Annotated in this window: 19 protein-coding genes; 12 read left to right on the plus strand and 7 right to left on the minus strand. The window is 45.3% G+C overall.

Annotated features, from left to right (window positions below; genetic code table 11):
• Window positions 1–67 precede the first annotated feature (67 nt).
• The 7 genes from OM978_RS16275 to hemA form a co-directional block, all read right to left on the minus strand.
• Window positions 68–1,621, minus strand: a complete 1,554-nt coding sequence (locus OM978_RS16275; protein ID WP_264343318.1) for a response regulator — start codon at window positions 1,619–1,621, stop codon at window positions 68–70.
• A 254-nt stretch (window positions 1,622–1,875) separates the two neighbouring features.
• Window positions 1,876–2,859: an alpha/beta fold hydrolase gene (locus OM978_RS16280; RefSeq protein ID WP_264343319.1), complete on the minus strand. Its 984-nt coding sequence runs from the start codon at window positions 2,857–2,859 to the stop codon at window positions 1,876–1,878.
• An 85-nt stretch (window positions 2,860–2,944) separates the two neighbouring features.
• Window positions 2,945–3,349: a DUF1801 domain-containing protein gene (locus tag OM978_RS16285; RefSeq protein ID WP_264343320.1), complete on the minus strand. Its 405-nt coding sequence runs from the start codon at window positions 3,347–3,349 to the stop codon at window positions 2,945–2,947.
• Window positions 3,350–3,501: 152 nt separating this feature from the next.
• On the minus strand, window positions 3,502–4,080 hold the full coding sequence (locus OM978_RS16290) for a hypothetical protein (RefSeq protein ID WP_264343322.1): 579 nt from the start codon (window positions 4,078–4,080) through the stop codon (window positions 3,502–3,504).
• A 245-nt stretch (window positions 4,081–4,325) separates the two neighbouring features.
• Window positions 4,326–5,213 (minus strand): peptide chain release factor N(5)-glutamine methyltransferase, encoded by an 888-nt coding sequence (gene prmC / locus OM978_RS16295; protein WP_264343324.1) that lies wholly within the window; start codon window positions 5,211–5,213, stop codon window positions 4,326–4,328.
• Complete coding sequence (gene prfA / locus OM978_RS16300; RefSeq protein ID WP_264343325.1) at window positions 5,200–6,291, minus strand: peptide chain release factor 1; 1,092 nt, start codon at window positions 6,289–6,291, stop codon at window positions 5,200–5,202. The genes prmC and prfA overlap by 14 nt, the downstream gene beginning before the upstream one ends.
• A gap of 19 nt (window positions 6,292–6,310) precedes the next feature.
• Window positions 6,311–7,558, minus strand: a complete 1,248-nt coding sequence (gene hemA / locus OM978_RS16305) for a glutamyl-tRNA reductase (RefSeq protein ID WP_264343326.1) — start codon at window positions 7,556–7,558, stop codon at window positions 6,311–6,313.
• Window positions 7,559–7,657: 99 nt separating this feature from the next.
• Between hemA and lolB the strand changes: the two genes are divergently transcribed.
• The 12 genes from lolB to OM978_RS16365 all read left to right on the plus strand — a co-directional run bounded on the left by lolB (window position 7,658) and on the right by OM978_RS16365 (window position 17,928).
• Window positions 7,658–8,269, plus strand: a complete 612-nt coding sequence (gene lolB / locus OM978_RS16310) for a lipoprotein insertase outer membrane protein LolB (protein WP_233010751.1) — start codon at window positions 7,658–7,660, stop codon at window positions 8,267–8,269.
• Entirely contained in the window at window positions 8,257–9,102 is an 846-nt protein-coding gene (gene ispE / locus OM978_RS16315) for a 4-(cytidine 5'-diphospho)-2-C-methyl-D-erythritol kinase (RefSeq protein ID WP_264343327.1), read from the plus strand. Before lolB ends, ispE begins: the two co-directional genes overlap by 13 nt.
• An 80-nt stretch (window positions 9,103–9,182) precedes the next feature.
• A complete protein-coding gene (locus OM978_RS16320) occupies window positions 9,183–10,118 on the plus strand; it encodes a ribose-phosphate pyrophosphokinase (RefSeq protein WP_233010809.1) in 936 nt (311 codons plus the stop codon).
• 204 nt (window positions 10,119–10,322) lie between these two features.
• Window positions 10,323–10,925, plus strand: coding sequence for a 50S ribosomal protein L25/general stress protein Ctc (locus tag OM978_RS16325; RefSeq protein WP_264343328.1), 603 nt, complete (start codon window positions 10,323–10,325; stop codon window positions 10,923–10,925).
• On the plus strand, window positions 10,925–11,515 hold the full coding sequence (gene pth / locus OM978_RS16330; protein WP_008899749.1) for an aminoacyl-tRNA hydrolase: 591 nt from the start codon (window positions 10,925–10,927) through the stop codon (window positions 11,513–11,515). The genes OM978_RS16325 and pth overlap by 1 nt, the downstream gene beginning before the upstream one ends.
• A 68-nt stretch (window positions 11,516–11,583) precedes the next feature.
• On the plus strand, window positions 11,584–12,675 hold the full coding sequence (gene ychF, locus OM978_RS16335; RefSeq protein ID WP_264343330.1) for a redox-regulated ATPase YchF: 1,092 nt from the start codon (window positions 11,584–11,586) through the stop codon (window positions 12,673–12,675).
• A gap of 219 nt (window positions 12,676–12,894) precedes the next feature.
• Complete coding sequence (locus OM978_RS16340) at window positions 12,895–13,227, plus strand: hypothetical protein (RefSeq protein WP_264343331.1); 333 nt, start codon at window positions 12,895–12,897, stop codon at window positions 13,225–13,227.
• Between the two features lie 222 nt (window positions 13,228–13,449).
• Window positions 13,450–14,505, plus strand: coding sequence for a hypothetical protein (locus tag OM978_RS16345; RefSeq protein ID WP_264343332.1), 1,056 nt, complete (start codon window positions 13,450–13,452; stop codon window positions 14,503–14,505).
• Window positions 14,506–14,596: 91 nt separating this feature from the next.
• Complete coding sequence (locus tag OM978_RS16350) at window positions 14,597–15,856, plus strand: hypothetical protein (protein ID WP_264343333.1); 1,260 nt, start codon at window positions 14,597–14,599, stop codon at window positions 15,854–15,856.
• A gap of 248 nt (window positions 15,857–16,104) precedes the next feature.
• Complete coding sequence (locus tag OM978_RS16355) at window positions 16,105–16,737, plus strand: DUF6058 family natural product biosynthesis protein (protein ID WP_264343334.1); 633 nt, start codon at window positions 16,105–16,107, stop codon at window positions 16,735–16,737.
• Window positions 16,738–16,859: 122 nt separating this feature from the next.
• The gene (locus tag OM978_RS16360) at window positions 16,860–17,252 is read left to right on the plus strand and encodes an MbcA/ParS/Xre antitoxin family protein (RefSeq protein ID WP_264343336.1); all 393 of its coding nucleotides are present in this window, start codon (window positions 16,860–16,862) and stop codon (window positions 17,250–17,252) included.
• Entirely contained in the window at window positions 17,236–17,928 is a 693-nt protein-coding gene (locus OM978_RS16365; protein ID WP_264343338.1) for an RES family NAD+ phosphorylase, read from the plus strand. Before OM978_RS16360 ends, OM978_RS16365 begins: the two co-directional genes overlap by 17 nt.
• The last annotated feature ends 14 nt before the right edge of the window (window positions 17,929–17,942 follow it).

Below are 17,942 nucleotides of genomic sequence, written 5' to 3' on the forward strand. Positions count from 1 at the left end.
AAATGATTTAACGTCTGCAGAATAACAAAGCCACCCGCAGGTGGCCTGGTTCGCCGATGAGAATAACTCAATCTTCATCCGGGTATTTTTGCAGTATTGCTTCCAGTTTGTCGACCCGGCTTATAAAAATTTCAACCAGTTTAGGGTCAAAATGTTTGCCCGACTCACTGCGGATCTTTTCCAGCACCTGATCTAAGGTCCAGGCCGATTTATAACAGCGTCTGTGTCGCAATGCATCATAAACATCCGCTAACGCAGCAATACGGCCATAAATATGGATTTCTTCGCCTTTTTTTCCACTGGGATAACCTGAACCATCCCATTTTTCGTGATGGTCCTGCGCTATCACAGCGCCGGCCTGAATAATGGTACGTTTGGAGTTCTTTAAAATTTCATAACCTATGCTGGAGTGAGTTTTCATCACTTCCCATTCCTGGCCATGCAGCTTCATGGGTTTATTCAGTATGCCGTCCGGTATGCCGACTTTACCGACATCATGTAAAGGCGACGCAAACATCAGCTTTTCAGCTTCTTCTTCCGGCATGCCATAAGCTTTGGCCAGATCGTAACAAATAAAAGCCACCCGTTTGACATGATTGCCAGTTTCGATAGAGCGATGCTCAACCGCTTCACTTAAGCGATAGACAATTTCACGCTGCGTATCTTCAATTTCACTTTGCAGTTGCACGTTTTCATAGGCAATTTGCACATTTTGTGAGAACAGTTCAATTAAACGCTTTTGTGTGTCTGTCATCTGGTTTGGCAAACCTGACACATACAATAAAGAGCCAGAAGTAAATTTACTGGTGCAATAGGCCACCAGATAATTGTCGCGATACACAATACTGCGGCTATTTAATGCCTGATGAAAAGCATCCAGTAAAGCCGGTTCCAGCACTTCACTGATTTGTTTGCCTTCCTGCTTCTCAAACTGGCCTAAACCGGCAAACACCACTAAACGTTCGGGGTCAGCATCTTCGTTGATATTGCCAGCCACCAGTGATGAGGTCACCAGCAAGGCATTGTCATTACAGCCTAAAATAGACGTCAATTGCTGCAAAACACCATCAATAAACTGTTCCATCGAGTGGGCCGAAAACAAATCAGCAGAGGCGGTAATAATTTTCTCAAGGCCCTGACGACTATGATCAATAGCCAGAATATCGCGGTAAGAGCGTAAGCTCGACATCACCACAGTAAAGAGTTTTTGCGCCGTCAGCTCAGTTTTGGATTTGTAGTCGTTGATATCGTAATTAACGATCACCTGACGCTCAGGCGCCTGGCCCGGCTGGCCGGTACGTAAAATAATGCGCACATAATGATTATGCAGGTCTTCGCGGATGTAACGGGCCACCAGTAAACCTGCATCATCGCTTTCCATCACCACATCCAAAAGCACTATGGCCGCATCTGTATGCTTGGCCAGCATCTCTTTGGCTTCACGGCCTGAGTAGGCGCTGATAAATTCGAGGTGTTTACCCTGAAAAGAAAAGTCACTTAATGCCAGTTTAGTAACAGCATGAACCTCTGGCTCATCGTCCACTATCAATACTTTCCAACTGCCACGGGAAATATGCACTACTTCCTCGGGTTCCTCAGCAAATAAAAAATCATTTGCCATACAGCACTCCTTTAGCTTGTCGCGTTTTTATCGCTTTGTGTTTATTTATATGCGCTAAATAGAGATGGGTCAAAGCAAAGTCGTTGAAAATATAAATATTTTGGAATCGGTATCAGCGAGTACTTGAAGATACAGCATTTGGTTTAGTTCGTACTATCATGCTGCAAGGTCAGATTATTGATATGCCATAGCGGTTAAAGTTGCGCTCTGCCAGGAGCAAACTGCAAGCCCCGCAGGTGCAACACAAACGCAGGTTACTTGCCTACACTGTCAGCCATCCAGTTTTCGATCTGATCTAAAAAGGCCTGCTGCTGATCAACAAAAGGGTAATGGGAGCAATTGTCGATGAAGGCGAACTTAGTAGGCCCCGTCAGTTGTTGTAACTCTAATAACTGAGCCTCTGAGAAAATGCCATCCTGCTTGCCATACAGAGCATACAATCCGATGCCGCTGGTTTTTATCCGCTTCAAGGCCGGGGTGGTGTCGATATTCACCCGCTCTTCGTTTTGATAAAATTTAACTGGAGCCTGGTCATTACGAATGTTGTTTTTGCCCGCTGTACTGTTCTGATACTGCGCCGTTAACTGCCTATATACAGCCGTGGGGGTTGGCATACGAAAGTAACCTAATTCAGCAGCCAGTTGATAAGTTAAGCCACGGTATTGAAAAGAGTTTTTGTCCAGCGCCTGAATAGCCTGCACTTGCTGCACTATAGTCGGTTTGGTCGGCAAGCTGTCAGAAGCTACCGCAGTTTGCAAAATATGATCATAACTTTGCTGTTGATTGACCAAAGCCCCAATCAGAAACAAACTTTGTACTTTTTCCGGGTGTTTTTCACTGTACAAGCTTGCCACTATACCGCCAAAACTATGACCAAGCAGGTTCACTTTATGCAGCTTAAGGCTGCTTAAAAGCACGTTCAGGTCGGTAAATGCTTCGTCAAAAGTGAAGGTTGCCCCAGAGTCAGCTGAGCGTCCTTCGCCCCGTCGATCATAGACAATGACATAAAAGCCTCTGTCTGCCAGGGCCTGAGCTGTGGTGCCTTCAAACAAAGTGGAGTTGCCTCTGGGGCCACCATGAATATACAGCAGCGCTGGTTTGGCCGGGTTGCCGTAGGTTTTAACATAAAGTTCAGGCTGGGCTGGTGCGGCGGCTGCAGGCAGACAAAAAAGGCTGCTTGCCAAGCAAAATACCCGCAGTGTCCATAACAACAGAGGCAGAGGGTTAAGTGATTTCATTGTTAAATCCTTGTCAGTTGTTGTTTTTATTATCACAGGTTACCAGGTGTAACCTTCATGGAAAGCAGCAGGCAAAGTGCCCTGCTCAAACTCCGAGTAAAGGAAGATGTTTCAGGCTATGGTATTTCAGTGCTAGTTGCAGGCAGTGTTTTAATGGCCCGCTTTCAGCAGAGGCGTTTAAAGGAATAACGATGGCTCTTTTGCCTTGATAGTCGAATTCCTGCCGATATATCTCCCTGAAAGTTTCGATCAGGCTGGTCTGGCAATGAAAGTAAACCTTAATAACATCAGGATCTTTTGGCTTCCAGTCGATTCGAATCGCACTACCACCTTTAACCAGATAGCTGGCTTCCCCCCACTTCAGAGTTTCTTCCACTGCCCCTAGCGCATTTTCCTCTGCAACAGCAAAGATAAGTCGACGCACCTCTTCAAGCTGCTTTTGCGCCGCTAACGGATAGCTGGAGAATTTCTGCTGGATTTCAGGTTTCACTGAGCATCCAAATCAGTGACTGGCCAGGAGCAACGACTCTTGCCCGCTGTTTGCTCAATAAGATAAAGCTCCACATCAACGAACCGCTCCCACTTCAACCACTGATAAAATATCTTTGCGCTTAATCCGACAAATTTAGGTAAACCTGCTACTTATGTCGTTGCTTTGCAAGTATTTTGAATAATTGCTTCAAGCATGGCTTGGTACGAAGGGTATTTAGGGTTCCAGGTAAAAGCAGTTCCGGTAAATATTGCGTTGGGGTCCAGGTAAGTCTGCAAAGCTTCACGATAGCTTAAACAAGCGTTGGCATTATCACCTTGCTTTGAAAACGCATCACCAACACCAATCAACGCATTTGCCGCCCCCCAATACTCTCCACCTTTTTTATAGAAGTCGACGGCTTTCATAAAGCTTTGCTTTGATTTTTCGGGCGTAGGATCGAAAGTACCTAATTCACGATAATGCGCTTCAGCTGTATGATAAGCAGAACTTGAATAGAGCACACCCAACACTGTTTCCGCATTGCCGGCCCCGATAAAATTTGATTCTTTCAGATACATATTCACAGCTTCTAATGCTAACTTTTCTGCTGGTATAGCCCTGCCCGCACTGATTAGCTCATAGGCCTGCTCAATCTTTTGTCTTGGCTCTGAAGTTGAAGGAACCAATGCAGCTGAACACCCAGTCAAAGACAGACACAACGCTATAGAAGTTAATCCTGAAATTTTCATAAATTCTCCATTATTTAAACGATTGCACCTCCTACTATTTGTATAGGAAGCTGGCACGTTATTTCCTTTGCAGCGCCTGTCATTTTCTGTCATGACAGTATTAAGTCCTTAAATTATCTTAGCTTTCCTTATTCGGCAACTTATAAATAAACGTGATTAGATAACGGCGCAAACATTAGACGGGCACGGATAGACCGTGCCCCTACAACAGATTTCAGGAGAAGTAATTCAAGGAAAAACAAAACTTAAGCGGGAAGTTGCCCACCGCTAATACGCCACTGGTCGCCGTAGTCTTTTACCGATTGCACAGAAGTAAAACCTGCGTTGGTTAAAATCTGCTTTACGGCGTCGCTTTGCTGGTAGCCGTGTTCCAGCCATAACCAGCCGGATGGCGTTAAGAACTGTGGGGCTTGGGTGCAAATATGGCGGATATCAGCCAGGCCTTGCTCTGGTGCTACTAAAGCCGAGTCGGGTTCAAAGCGTACATCGCCCAAGGCTAAATGCGGATCTTCTGCATCTATATAAGGTGGGTTGCTGACGATTAAATCAAACTGCTGCGCTTGTAACGCTTCAAACCAGCTGCTTTGTTTGATGTGGCAATTAGCTAAGGCCAGCAGTTCAACATTTTGCTTTGCCAGTTCTACAGCATCTGGGTGTAAATCAACCCCAGTCACAGTCCAGTTTGGCTTTTCTTTGGCTAAAGCCAAAGCTATAGCTCCTGTGCCAGTGCCTAAATCCAGCACTTTAGCTTTCGCAGGCAAGGGCAAAGCTAAAGACTGTTCGACTAACAGTTCGGTATCTGGTCTTGGTATTAAAGTGCAAAGGGCTACAGCGAGTTTAAAATCCCAGAAATACCAATAGCCCAAAATATGCGCCAAAGGCTCGCCGGTCAGGCGCCGTGTCAGCACAGGTTCTACTAACAGCAACTGAGCTTGGGTAAGCTCGCGCTCTGGATACAACATCAACGTAGTGGCGTTAATATCCAGCACTTCCAGCAGAATACGCCGTGCTTCCTGTTTTGCATCCGCAGGAACAGGGCCGGTTTCAAGCAAGGGAGTAAGTAACGCAGTGGCGTGTTGCAGCCACTGCGTTAAAGTTGGCGTATTACCAATAGCAGTATTAACGATTTTCATCAGCCAAAGCAGCTAACAAGTCGGCCTGGTGTTCATGGCTTAGTGGGCCAATTACTAAATCTAAGTCCCCTTCCATCACATCTAATAAACGATAAATGGTCAGGTTGATACGGTGATCCGTTAAGCGGCCTTGTGGGAAGTTGTAAGTACGGATACGTTCTGAACGATCACCACTGCCGACTAAAGAACGGCGGTGTGATTCTTCCACTAAACGGCGTTTCTCATCTTCAGCAGCCTGAATACGCGACTGCAACACGCTCATAGCACGGGCGCGGTTTTTATGCTGCGAACGCTCATCCTGACATTCCACCACTATACCAGTCGGTAAGTGAGTGATACGAATGGCAGAGTCTGTTCTGTTTACGTGCTGACCACCGGCACCAGAGGCGCGGTAGGTATCTACTTTTAAGTCAGCAGGGTTAATTTCGATAGCTTCGCTTTCTGGTACTTCCGGCATGATGGCCACAGTACAAGCAGAAGTATGCACCCTGCCCTGAGATTCAGTGGCTGGTACACGTTGTACGCGGTGACCACCGGATTCAAATTTCAAAATACCGTAAGCGCCTTCGCCCTGAATGCTGGCGATCACTTCTTTATAGCCACCGTGTTCGCCGTCGTTGCAGCTAACAATTTCAACTTTCCAGCGTTTGCGTTCACAAAAACGGCTGTACATACGGAACACGTCACCGGCAAAAATAGCGGCTTCATCACCACCAGCGCCGGCACGAATTTCAAGGAAGCAGCTGTTGCTGTCGTTGGGATCTTTAGGTAACAACAGAATTTGTAAGTCCTGATCCAGCTGTTCAATCCGCTCTTTGGCCGCTTTGTATTCGTCCTGCGCCATATCACGCATATCCGGATCTGAGTCTTTCATCATCTCTTCAGCGCTGGCTAAATCATCCTGCGCCTGACGATACAAACCAAAAGCATGGCTCAGTTCTTCCAGTTGGCTGTACTCTTTTGACAACTCGCGAAAACGACTTTGGTCAGAAATTACGCCAGCGTCACTTAATAACGCCTGAACTTCTTCATAACGTTCGACCAGAGCTTCGAGTTTGCGGTACACCGATTCTTTCATGTTGTTTCTATTTACCTGATTACAGATCTAACAAAGTGTTGATCAAAGATTGTTGTTGAGGTTGCTCATCCTGCAGTAACTGCCTCAGCGCTTTGGTTGGTGTATGCATCAACCTGTTGCTGAGTTTAGTCGCAAGTTCAGCTAATACTTTTTCAGGGTCCTGCCCTGCTGCAATTTGTTTGCCCGCTTTGGCCAGCAATTCGTCACGTATGGCTTCGCCTTTGTCGCGATAATCGCGCACTACGTCCAGCTGGCCATGCAAACTCAGCCACGAATTGAACTCATTGACGCCCTGCAAAATCATTTGCTCGGCTTCAGCCGCTGCTTCCTGACGGTTCTGCAGGTTTTGCAGCACTATGGATTGCAAGTCATCCACTGTATACAAATAGGCGTCTTCCAGCTCTGCCACTTGCTCTTCAATATCACGTGGCACAGCTAAATCGACAAAAAACATAGGCTTATGGCGGCGTTTTTTCAGCGCCTGTTCCACCATACCTTTACCGACAATAGGCAAGGTACTGGCTGTAGAACTAATAACGACATCGGCATTGGCTAAAGCTTGTGGCACTTGCGCCAGACTCACTGCTTCACCATTAAACTGGCTGGCTAAAGCCGCAGCTTTGTCATAAGAGCGGTTGGCAACAGTAATTTTTTCCGCGCCCTGCTCCAGTAAATGTTTGGCCACCAGCTCTATGGTCTCACCGGCGCCAATCAGCAGCACTTTCACTTTGCCGAGCTGACCAAAGATTTGTCGGGCCAGGCTTACCGCAGCAAAAGCCACTGATACTGCACTGGCACCAATGTCCGTTTCAGTACGAACCTGCTTGGCCACTGAAAAGGTCTTTTGAAACAAACGTTCAAAAGCCGGATTAATAGTACCGGCCTGACGCGAATGGCTATAGGCCTGCTTCACTTGCCCCAAAATTTGCGGCTCGCCCAGCACTAAAGAATCCAGGCCACAGGCCACACGCATTAAATGACTGCTGGCCTGCTGATCCTGATGCAGGTATAAATGATGCTGTAATTCGGCTAAGTCCAGCTGATGAAATTTGCTCAGCCAGTCAATTACTTGTTTCGATTGTTCAGGGCTACCGCTAAAATACAGCTCAGTTCTGTTACAGGTGGACAAAATCACAGCGTCAGACACCTGGGTCGTCGTCGTCAGATCCCGTAAGGCGTCCAAAATTTGTTCAGGCGCAAAAGCGACCTGCTCGCGTAAGGAGACAGGTGCAGTTTTATGATTAATACCTAAAGCAAAAATGGTCATTCACCTGTTTGGCCCGTTTCGAAAAAACCGGCGTTAGTCAAAAGAGGGCGAATTGTACGAAAAAGCCCAAACTAAAAAAAGCGTAGAGAAGGAATTAGTGTGTTTGCAGCGATAAAAACTGGTTGTTTTGTAGTTTTCAGTCTGATTTTGACAGGTTGTGCCAGCAACAGCAGCCAGCTAAAACCAGTTATTCCCCTATCAGCCCAACAACGACAACTGCAATTAGAGCAATTGCAGGAGTTTACACTGACCGGAGCCTTAGGTGTAAAAGCGCCTCAGGAGAGCGTCAGCGGCAGTTTAAACTGGCAACAACAAGGCCCTTATTTTCAGGCCAGTATGACCAACTTTGTTGGCATCAGCATTTTTGAACTGGAAACCGACGCTTTGGGCGCCACTGTCAAAGCAGATGGTGAAACTCATAAAGCCCAGTCTGCCAGTGCCCTATTGGATTATTTATCCGGCTGGAGTTTACCTATTGAAGAAATGCCATTGTGGCTCAAAGGTGTGGCAAGCCCGGAAAGCTTTAATCATCAATGGGATGCGCAAGGCCGTTTAACCAGTTTTACCCTGAAAGACAGCCAGCAGCGTGACTGGCAAGTCAGTTACAGCGAGTTTTTCCCTGATGCCTTAGCTTTGCCAAAACGTATTCAGCTGGATTCTAAGGCCGATGGCAGCCGTATTAAGCTGGTGGTGCGTAAATGGCAACTTTAACCTTGTCAGCTCCGGCCAAACTGAATTTATTTTTACATATCACAGGCCGCAGGGCCGATGGTTATCATAATCTGCAAACCTTGTTTCAAATGCTTGATTGTGGTGACCAGCTTAGTTTCACACTCACCAGGGATGGTGAAATCCACTTTAGTTGTTCAGATAAAAGCATAGAAAACGACAGCAATCTGGTGGTTCGGGCGGCTAAGTTATTACAGCCTTTCGCCGCAGAAAACGCAGGCGTGCGGATTTATCTGGATAAACAAGTGCCTATGGGTGGCGGCTTAGGTGGCGGCTCGTCCGATGCGGCGACCACACTGCTGGCTTTGAACCAGTTATGGCAATTAAAGCTATCAAACGCGCAGCTTTGTGAACTCGGCTTAAAGCTAGGTGCAGACGTTCCTGTATTTGTATTCGGAAAAACAGCCTTTGCTGAAGGGGTTGGAGAAAAATTACAACCCATTAGTTTGCCGCAAAAATATTACCTGATTGTGACGCCAGATGTGCATGTCAGCACGGCTGAAGTGTTCGGCAACCCTGATTTAATACGCAATACGCCCGTCATGTCAGTGAAAGATCTACTAGACTCACAGTGGCAAAATGACTGCGAAACTCTGGTGAAACGGCTCTACCCCGAGGTTGCAATGGTACTGAACTGGTTGATAGAATACGCGCCGTCCCGAATGACAGGTACCGGTGCCAGTGTGTTTGCCGAGTTCCAGGATGAATTAAGTGCCCGTCAAACCCTTGCAAAACTGCCGTCACCATGGCGTGGTTTTGTTGCTAAAGGGGTCAATCAGTCTGCTGTCCTGACTGAATTGGAACAAGCCGTATGACGCACAGCAGGCGACACAAAAAGCCTGCTGCATTATTAACCGGACTCACAAACTGCCCTGAGGATCCTACCGTGCCCGACATGAAGATTTTCGCTGGTAACGCCATACCAGAACTCGCCAAGAAGATAGCCAGCCGTTTATATATCAAGCTGGGCGATGCCGAAGTCGGCCGTTTTAGTGACGGTGAAGTCTGTGTACAAATCAATGAAAACGTCAGGGGATCTGACGTTTTTATTATCCAGTCTACCTGTGCACCAACCAATGACAACCTGATGGAACTCATTGTTATGGTAGACGCCTTACGCCGCGCCTCTGCCGGTCGTATTACTGCTGTTATCCCTTACTTTGGTTATGCCCGTCAGGACAGACGCGTGCGTTCTGCCCGTGTGCCTATCACTGCCAAAGTAGTGGCCGACTTTTTATCTAGCGTAGGTGTGGACCGTGTATTAACGGTGGACTTACACGCTGAGCAAATTCAGGGTTTCTTCGACGTTCCTGTTGATAACGTCTTTGGTAGCCCGGTGTTGCTGGAAGATATGCGCAAACGTGAATTCGTTGCACCAGTAGTGGTATCTCCGGATATCGGTGGTGTAGTGCGTGCCCGTGCTATCGCCAAACTGTTGAACGATGCTGACTTAGCCATTATCGATAAACGTCGTCCTAAGGCCAACGTGTCTCAGGTGATGCATATCATTGGTGATGTAAAAGATCGCGACTGTATTATTGTCGATGACATGATTGATACAGGCGGTACGTTATGCAAAGCCGCTGAAGCCTTAAAAGAACAAGGCGCCAAACGTGTATTTGCTTACGCTACTCACCCGATTTTCTCTGGCAACGCCGCTGAGAACATCAGAAACTCAGTGATCGACGAGCTGATCATCACCGACACTATTCCGCTGAGTGCAGAAATGCGCGCAGTCAGCAAAGTAAAACAGCTGACCTTAAGCGATATGCTGGCCGAATGTATCCGTCGTATCAGCAACGAAGAATCTATCTCTTCAATGTTTGATTAATATCGAGTGGAAGATGAAGGAAGGCACCTCTGCGGTGCCTTTTTTTATACTTGCCTTTTTGTAGCTTTCATTTGCAGCCTTAAGGCTCCAGTGATACCATAGCGCGCTTTTTTGCGTCGGCTGAATTTAACTTCGCCGGGTAAAAAGGCTTCTTCCTGGGGTCAGGTCGCGGAACTCAGGGTCTATTAATTTTTGGAGAATACCATGTCAAACGCCATTTACACGTTAAATGCAGAAGTCCGCTCTGATTTAGGGAAAGGTGCGAGCCGCCGCCTACGTCACGCAGACAAAGTACCAGCTATCATTTACGGTGGTCACAAAGAAGCTCTGTCTATCACTTTAGATCACTCTAAATTGTTACAAGCTCAGGCTAACGAAGGTTTCTACACTCACATCCTGACTATCGTTGTTGGCGGTGAAGAAGTAAAAACTATCGTTAAAGCTATGCAACGTCACCCGTTCAAGCCAAAAGTTATGCACGTTGACTTCCAACGCGTAGAAGCTGGCCACGAGTTACACACTGTAGTTCCAGTACACTTCATCAACGAAGCTGCTGCAACTAAGAAAGGTGGTGTAGTTGCTCACCACATCAACGAACTGGCTATCACTGTGTTACCACAGAACCTGCCAGAATTCATTGAAGTGGATTTAGCCAACGTTGAAGTAGGTGTAACACTGCACCTGTCAGACATTAAAGTTCCTGCTGGCGTAACTATCACTGAGTTAGCCAAAGGCGCTGGTCATGACCAAGCCGTTGTTACTGTGAACAAGCCTGCTGGCAAAGCAGACGAAGACACAGCTGAGTAATGACTGAAGCAATTCAGTTAATTGTGGGCCTGGGTAATCCAGGCCCAGAATACAGCCAGACCCGCCACAACGCAGGTCAATGGTTTGTAGAACAACTTGCCCGCCGCTATAACGTTTCTCTTCGTCCTGACAGTAAATTTTTTGGCCTGACTGGTAAATTTGTCACCCAAGGTCAGGAATATAAATTGCTGGTTCCCACTACGTACATGAATTTAAGTGGCAAAGCCGTTGCAGCTATGGCGCAGTTCTATAAACTTTTACCCGAAAATATTCTGGTGGCTCACGACGAAATGGCGATAGCGCCCGGCGTAGCTAAATTTAAACTGGGTGGCGGCCATGCCGGTCACAATGGTTTAAAAGACATCACCAGTAAACTCGGCAATAATGCCAATTTTTATCGCCTGCGACTGGGTATTGGTCATCCTGGCCACAAAGATTTAGTCACAGGTTATGTGCTGGGCAAAGCACCGCAATCCGAACAGAAGCTGATCGACGAAGCTCTGGATGAGTCGATGCGTTGTTTTGAACTCTGGTTAAGCGATGGCTTAATTAAAGCGCAGCACAGGTTACATAGTTTTAGCGCGGCTTAAGCCAAAGTTTAAGCGCGTCCGGTTCGCAAACAGCACGGCTTTGCCGTCTAAGCACAAAGGATACACCCATGGGTTTTAAATGTGGCATCGTTGGTTTACCAAACGTAGGTAAATCTACTCTGTTCAACGCACTGACAAAAGCTGGTATTGAAGCGGCTAACTTCCCGTTTTGTACTATCGAACCAAATACCGGTGTGGTGCCTGTGCCTGATTTGCGTTTGCAGCAACTGGCCGACATTGTAAAACCACAACGTATCCTGCCAACGACTATGGAATTCGTCGATATAGCTGGCCTGGTAAAAGGTGCTTCTAAAGGTGAAGGTTTAGGTAATAAATTCCTGGCCAACATCCGTGAAACAGACGCCATTGGTCACGTAGTACGTTGTTTTGATGATGAAAACATTATCCACGTTGCAGGAAAAATTGATCCGGCTGACGATATCGATACCATCAATATGGAATTGGTATTGTCCGATATGGACAGCGCCGACAAAGCTATTTTCCGTGTTAGCAAAAAAGCCAAAGCTGGTGATAAAGACGCTAAAGCTGAAATGGAAGTGCTGGAAAAAGTGAAAAAACACTTAGAATCAGGCTTAACTTTACGTCAGCTGGAATTAAGCGACGACGAAAAAGCTCTGGTGTCGTACATGAACTTCCTGACCATCAAACCTACTATGTACATCGCTAACGTACTGGAAGATGGTTTTGAAAATAACCCACACTTAGACGTAGTCAAAGCCATAGCTGCCAAAGAAGGCGCTATTGTGGTGTCTATCTGTGCTGCTATTGAATCTGAAATTGCTGAGCTGGAAGATAGCGAAAAAGCAGAATTCTTAGAGTCTATGGGCTTAGAAGAACCAGGCTTAAACCGCGTGATCCGTGGCGGTTATTCACTGCTAAACCTGCACACCTACTTCACTGCTGGTGTAAAAGAAGTTCGCGCCTGGACTATTCCAGTTGGCGCAACAGCACCACAAGCAGCAGGCGTTATTCACACCGACTTCGAACGTGGCTTTATCCGCGCTCAAGTGGTGTCATACGACGACTTTATCGCCTGCAAAGGTGAAGCCGGTGCCAAAGAAGCAGGCAAACTGCGTGTTGAAGGTAAAACCTACGTCTGTAAAGACGGCGACGTAATGCATTTCTTGTTTAACGTTTAACGCTTAGGTTTTACGTTATCTTTGAAAACCGGACTTTTTAGTCCGGTTTTTGGTTTCATTCATATTTAGATTTATGTCATCTTCCTTAATTGCTTGTTTTTACTATGAATTTTCTTATTTGAGTTTATTCTTAAACTCACAGAAACTAAATCAGGAAAGCTTGTAGGGCACGCTGCGAGACCTGCCCCCAAAAATGTTCCAAAGATGGTCGTTTAAAGTATGGTTGCAGAGAGTTTGTCTCAGGTTTTTGTAAATCTTTTAGGATTGTTGTCTGGTGGCGGCTGTCTTGGCGCCCTATGTTACTTCGGCTCTTATTACGCTTTGTCCTACCTTTTTGACTGGATGGACACAGATATAATTGGCGTAATTGATGGAGTGGTAGCTTTTGTATTCTTCCTCTTGTTTATTGGCGACTGGTTAGATATGTCAGTTGTGCGCGAAAGCGTGAAAAAAGATGGTCCTATTGTTAGCATTTCTAAGTTTTTAAATTCATTATTTTACTTTATAGGAACGGCAACAGGCTTTTATTGGAGCTATAAATTACACAGATAGTATTGTTTATTCACTAAATCCGGTCCATCCTAAGAGCTAACTCAAGGACGAGAAAGCCACCGCTATGGACCAATCCATTCACGTACTCCTCTCAGTTCCACGATTCAGCATTGGTACCAGGTTACTCTGCATGCACCAGGAAGAGGCTGCTGCACACATTCGAGACACCAGAGCAATGTCGCTGCTGAATCAGAGTTTCATTACGCTGAGAAGCTGCATACTTTGAAGCAAATTACACAGTATCTGCTGTCTGAAGATTTGGCTGTTAGTGAGGCTGAGTTTGTTGAGGCGGTTGGGTCATTTGAGGGATATTATGTGTTAGAGATTTTGCAGAAACTACCTGTTGACTGGTTTAGCGCAGTTGTTACAGTTTTGTTCGTATTGGTCATGTTGCTAATCTTAATTTTTCGAAATAAAGAATGGTTTCCAGTTAGTACACCTTTAGCTATATTACTTGCAATTCTGGCAGTCTTTGTTCTTTATGTTATCAGTGCGTTTTTGGAGATGTTTTCCAAATATCCTTTTGCTACATCAGTTGAAAAATGGGGGCAGGTAGGGGATTTCTTTGGCGGGATGCTGAATCCAGTACTGGCATTCGCATCGTTTATGGCTCTGCTGTACACGATAAAGTTACAATCAGCAGAAATGTCTCAAACGAGAGATGAGATGTGCCTGTCGAGAGAGGAAATGGCTCGCTCTGCTTCTGCTGCTGAACGCACTGCTTTACTTGAAGAGCAAAATCTTAAGCAGCAAAAAGAGAATGTAGACTCTCAGGCAAGACTGATTAAATACCAATCTATTTCTACACAACTGAATGGCAAGATAGAACTTGCTAGAAGGATTATTTCAGACCCTTTTATAGTCGTGTCTCATCAGCTAACCTATCCAAAAAGTTCTCTTTTGGGACTATTGCACGCTGTAATTAAAGGTTATTCCTCAATTAATGAAAATGATAGTTTGGAAAAACGACAACAGTATATAAATTTTCTGTCTCATGAGTTTGTTCAGTTGGGAAACGTTACACCTTCTCTCGGATCGAGAATAAACGAACTCGTCGAACTAGTTTATAGTTCTGAACTTCTTTTGCGCCAACTTGTAGTAATCGGGTTTATTGATGAAGTTGCATTCTATAAAAATGAACTTAAAACTGCTGTAGGTATATTGTGGCTTCAATCGAGAATCACTGAAGAAAAATTAATAGTCATTCTGAACTCTACTTTCGGTAGTAGCTCTCTGAATCAATTTTTTGACTCTGTAAAAGATGCTTATGTTCAGTAAATTTGTTGCTTCAGTCCTCATCCGAAGGCTGTGCTGTTACCGAGGCTGGTTTGTTCAGGCCGCGGGGTATTTAGAAGGTGAATGAGGATCAATGATTATTTCATCATGCGAAGGTATTAATAATGACTTTTGTAGGTTTGTTCTAAGCAACAAACAGCATTTAAGCTTTTATGACACAGTTTTTGTAGTTCTGTTTATTACTTTGACTGTGTTCTGGGGATATAGGTATTTTAAAAGAATACATGAAGAAGTCAGAAAAACGAAAGATATTAATACAGTATTTAAAGTCATAGGTAAAAGTTTTGCCTGGCTGTGGTTGTACGTAATTGTTGCATCGTCTGTTTATTCCGTATTTGCTTACCTAGCGATGTTTTATTCGTCTCATATCGGAGAAGGTTTATCAACTGATCCTGCTGTCTGGGGACAAGCTGGAGATTTTTTTGGCGGAATGCTCAACCCTTTCTTGGCGTTTTGTTCTTTCATGGCTCTGCTCTATACCATTCGCATTCAGTCCGAAGAGCTAAGGCTTACAAGGGACGAGCTTGCGAAAACATCCAAAGCAAATGAGAAATTGAGCGAAGCCAATGAATCTCAGCTTCTTTTATCTAAGCTACAAAATTTCGAGCAGTTATTTTTAAAAGCCCTTGATCAATTTGAGAATGATTTAAAGGTTTTGCAAGGATGTAGATTTACAGTGAAATATTACTTTCCTGACATGGAAAAACGATTGCAGTATTCAAATGGGTATCCAATATATAAGGATATAGTTGCTCAATCCCCTGCATTGTCGAGTATCGACTTAGGTCTTTTTGGAGATTTTTTTAAAAATAAAAGTGGAAGTGTATCATGTGACTATGTGGGACGAAGTGAACATAGGGAGGCTGTTATTATTTATGGAGAGAGTGTTACTTCTACACTTGATAAATATGTTTTTTGTGACACACAAGACGACTCGGCGCTTACGAGGCTTATTATAGAAAACTACGTATTATTTGAGAAACTTATTTACTCTTTGAAATATTCGCTACATGCAATTTACCAGTTAAGATGGTTGGCCGCGGAAGGTAAAGATTTTAGTGACTTCTATTGCGCTCAGTTTAAAAGAAAAATCCCTCATGATTTATTAATTTTTCTGTGCGTTATCTGCAGTCATTACAAATCTGTTCCATACCATGTGTTAAGTGAATGCAAATTCTTTGAAGATCTGGTGTTTGATGAAGATGGTTTTGTCGCAGGAGGATTGGTTAACATCAAAAACCTAAAGCTACCATATAGCTCATATGGCAATAGTAAATCGTACTTAGCATTTAAAGCGTATCATGAAGATGCTAAGGCGCAAGGGGCCGCTTGACATAAGCCCCCAGTAAGTGAATCTGTCTCTAATCCTTGGCGCAATGGAAACGGGGGTCAAGTCTTGCGTCTTGCCCCCAGATTTTTTGAAGCAAATCTTAAGTTTCAAATTACTAAACACCGCAGTACTATTGATGCGGATTTTGGCGAATCTATGCATCTAATCTCATATGAAACCTCGTAATTTTTGCAGAACACCACAGCCAGAATGTGTGGCGAAAACCTCATCCCCATAGTTTGGAGTAACCTGTGTTGTTAAAAACTTATTTGCAAAAACACTTCGTTGATAAGCCAACCTTCGTTTCGCTTTTGGGCATCACAGTCGAGCGTCTGGATCAGCTTATTGCGGCCAAAGCGGTGCCACAACCTACGTACGTTTGCGATGGAAACACTATAAGTTCCGCAGTTTTTGGGGTTATTGAAACTGAAGAATCTATTTATGGCGATTACTTTCGTCCCGAATGCAGCAGATGGGTCAAAATTGCAGATCAAGCCGCGGCAGGCCAAGAGCGTGATGCAGTGTTCTCAGTATTAAGCCATGAGCTGGAGCTTGGCTTGCGGGACTACTTCAAAGAGCCTGAAATGATTGAAAAAAAGATCCAGGATTTCCTGCCCTACTTTTTGAATGGCACTTTTGGCCTTTGTATTGCCGATCCTTCCAGCGGAACCAACATAGCCCAAAAGGAAGTACTGCAGCATAAACTGACAGAGCTAACAGAAAACGGCAGTAATCCCTCACCAGCAGGCATCAGCAACAGTGAGCTTCTACAACTGATTGACGACTACGCTATCTCGAGCATGCCTTTTTCACCTGCTGAGTACCAGCGTAGCAGCAGAAAACGCCTGGTCGATGATTTACGTCCTAAAGTTGCCAAAGCCTGACTTTTCTGAAAATAGCCCCCAGACAGCTCAGTTCCAGGCCCCAAACCACTGCAAAATAATAGTAAAAATTGAATAAACTCCAATTATGAAGTATTCTTTTACCAAAGAAATAGCGGAGAGCCATGATGTCGGCAAATACACAGGCGGTATTACAACAAGATCCAGAGAAAACGGCTCAGGTTGCGCTTAGCGTGTTTTTTAACATCATGAATGCATGGCAGGTGAAAGCCAAAGACCAAATGGTGTTACTGGGCAAACCTGCTGAATCCACCTTTTATAACTGGAAGAAAGGCAAAATAGCCAGTTTGTCGCCCGACACATTGGAACGGATCTCCTACGTCATGGGGATTTACAAAGCTCTGGGTATTTTATTTGCCAGCCGCGAGCAAGCCGACGCCTGGCTACAGAAACCCAATGCGGCCTTTAACAACGAAACGGCTTTGGATTTTATGCTTAAAGGCAGCGTGATGCATTTGAGTGATATGCGCAGGTATCTTGATGCACAACGAGGTTAATACCTGCCTGCCTGACTGGGAAAAGTTATACCGGCTGGTTCCCAGTCACTTCCCGCCCATCAATTTATTTGAAGAGGTCGCGAGCCCGGCAGAGCTGGACATCGTATTTGCGCTGGAATCGCTTACCAACGACAGGCTGCGTCAGCAAGCAGGTGATTTGGCGCTGGTGTCTTTAGAAGATAGAATTTCCGGCCCAGGCAGCTCTCCTGTGATGGCCGCTTTTACTCATATCAGAACCGCAACCCGATTCAGCGATGGCACAGCATATGGGGTGTACTACGCTGCAAATAGCTTAGCCACAGCCTTTGCAGAAACTATCTATCATCGGGAGCAATTTTTAGCCGCAACCCGTGAGCCTGATACCGAACTGACGATGCGCTGTTATATCAATACAGTCGTTTTGCCCCTGCACGATATCCGCGGCCCTGAATTTGGCGCTCTACATAACAGCCATGATTATGCAGCGCCACAACATTTCGCAAAAACATTGCGTGCTTCAGGCAGCAATGGCTTGGTATACAACAGTGTTCGGCACCCAGGCGGGCAATGTATTGCTGCCTTTAAGCCTAAGGCTGTCAGCATCCCTGTTCAGGCCGGACACTACAAATACGTCTGGAGCGGCAAAAAACAAAAGATTGAACATGTACTTGAGGTCAGTCTGGTAAAGCTGTCTTAGCTGTTGGGTCGGAT

Source organism: Rheinheimera sp. MM224, assembly GCF_947090785.1.
GTDB lineage: Bacteria > Pseudomonadota > Gammaproteobacteria > Enterobacterales > Alteromonadaceae > Pararheinheimera.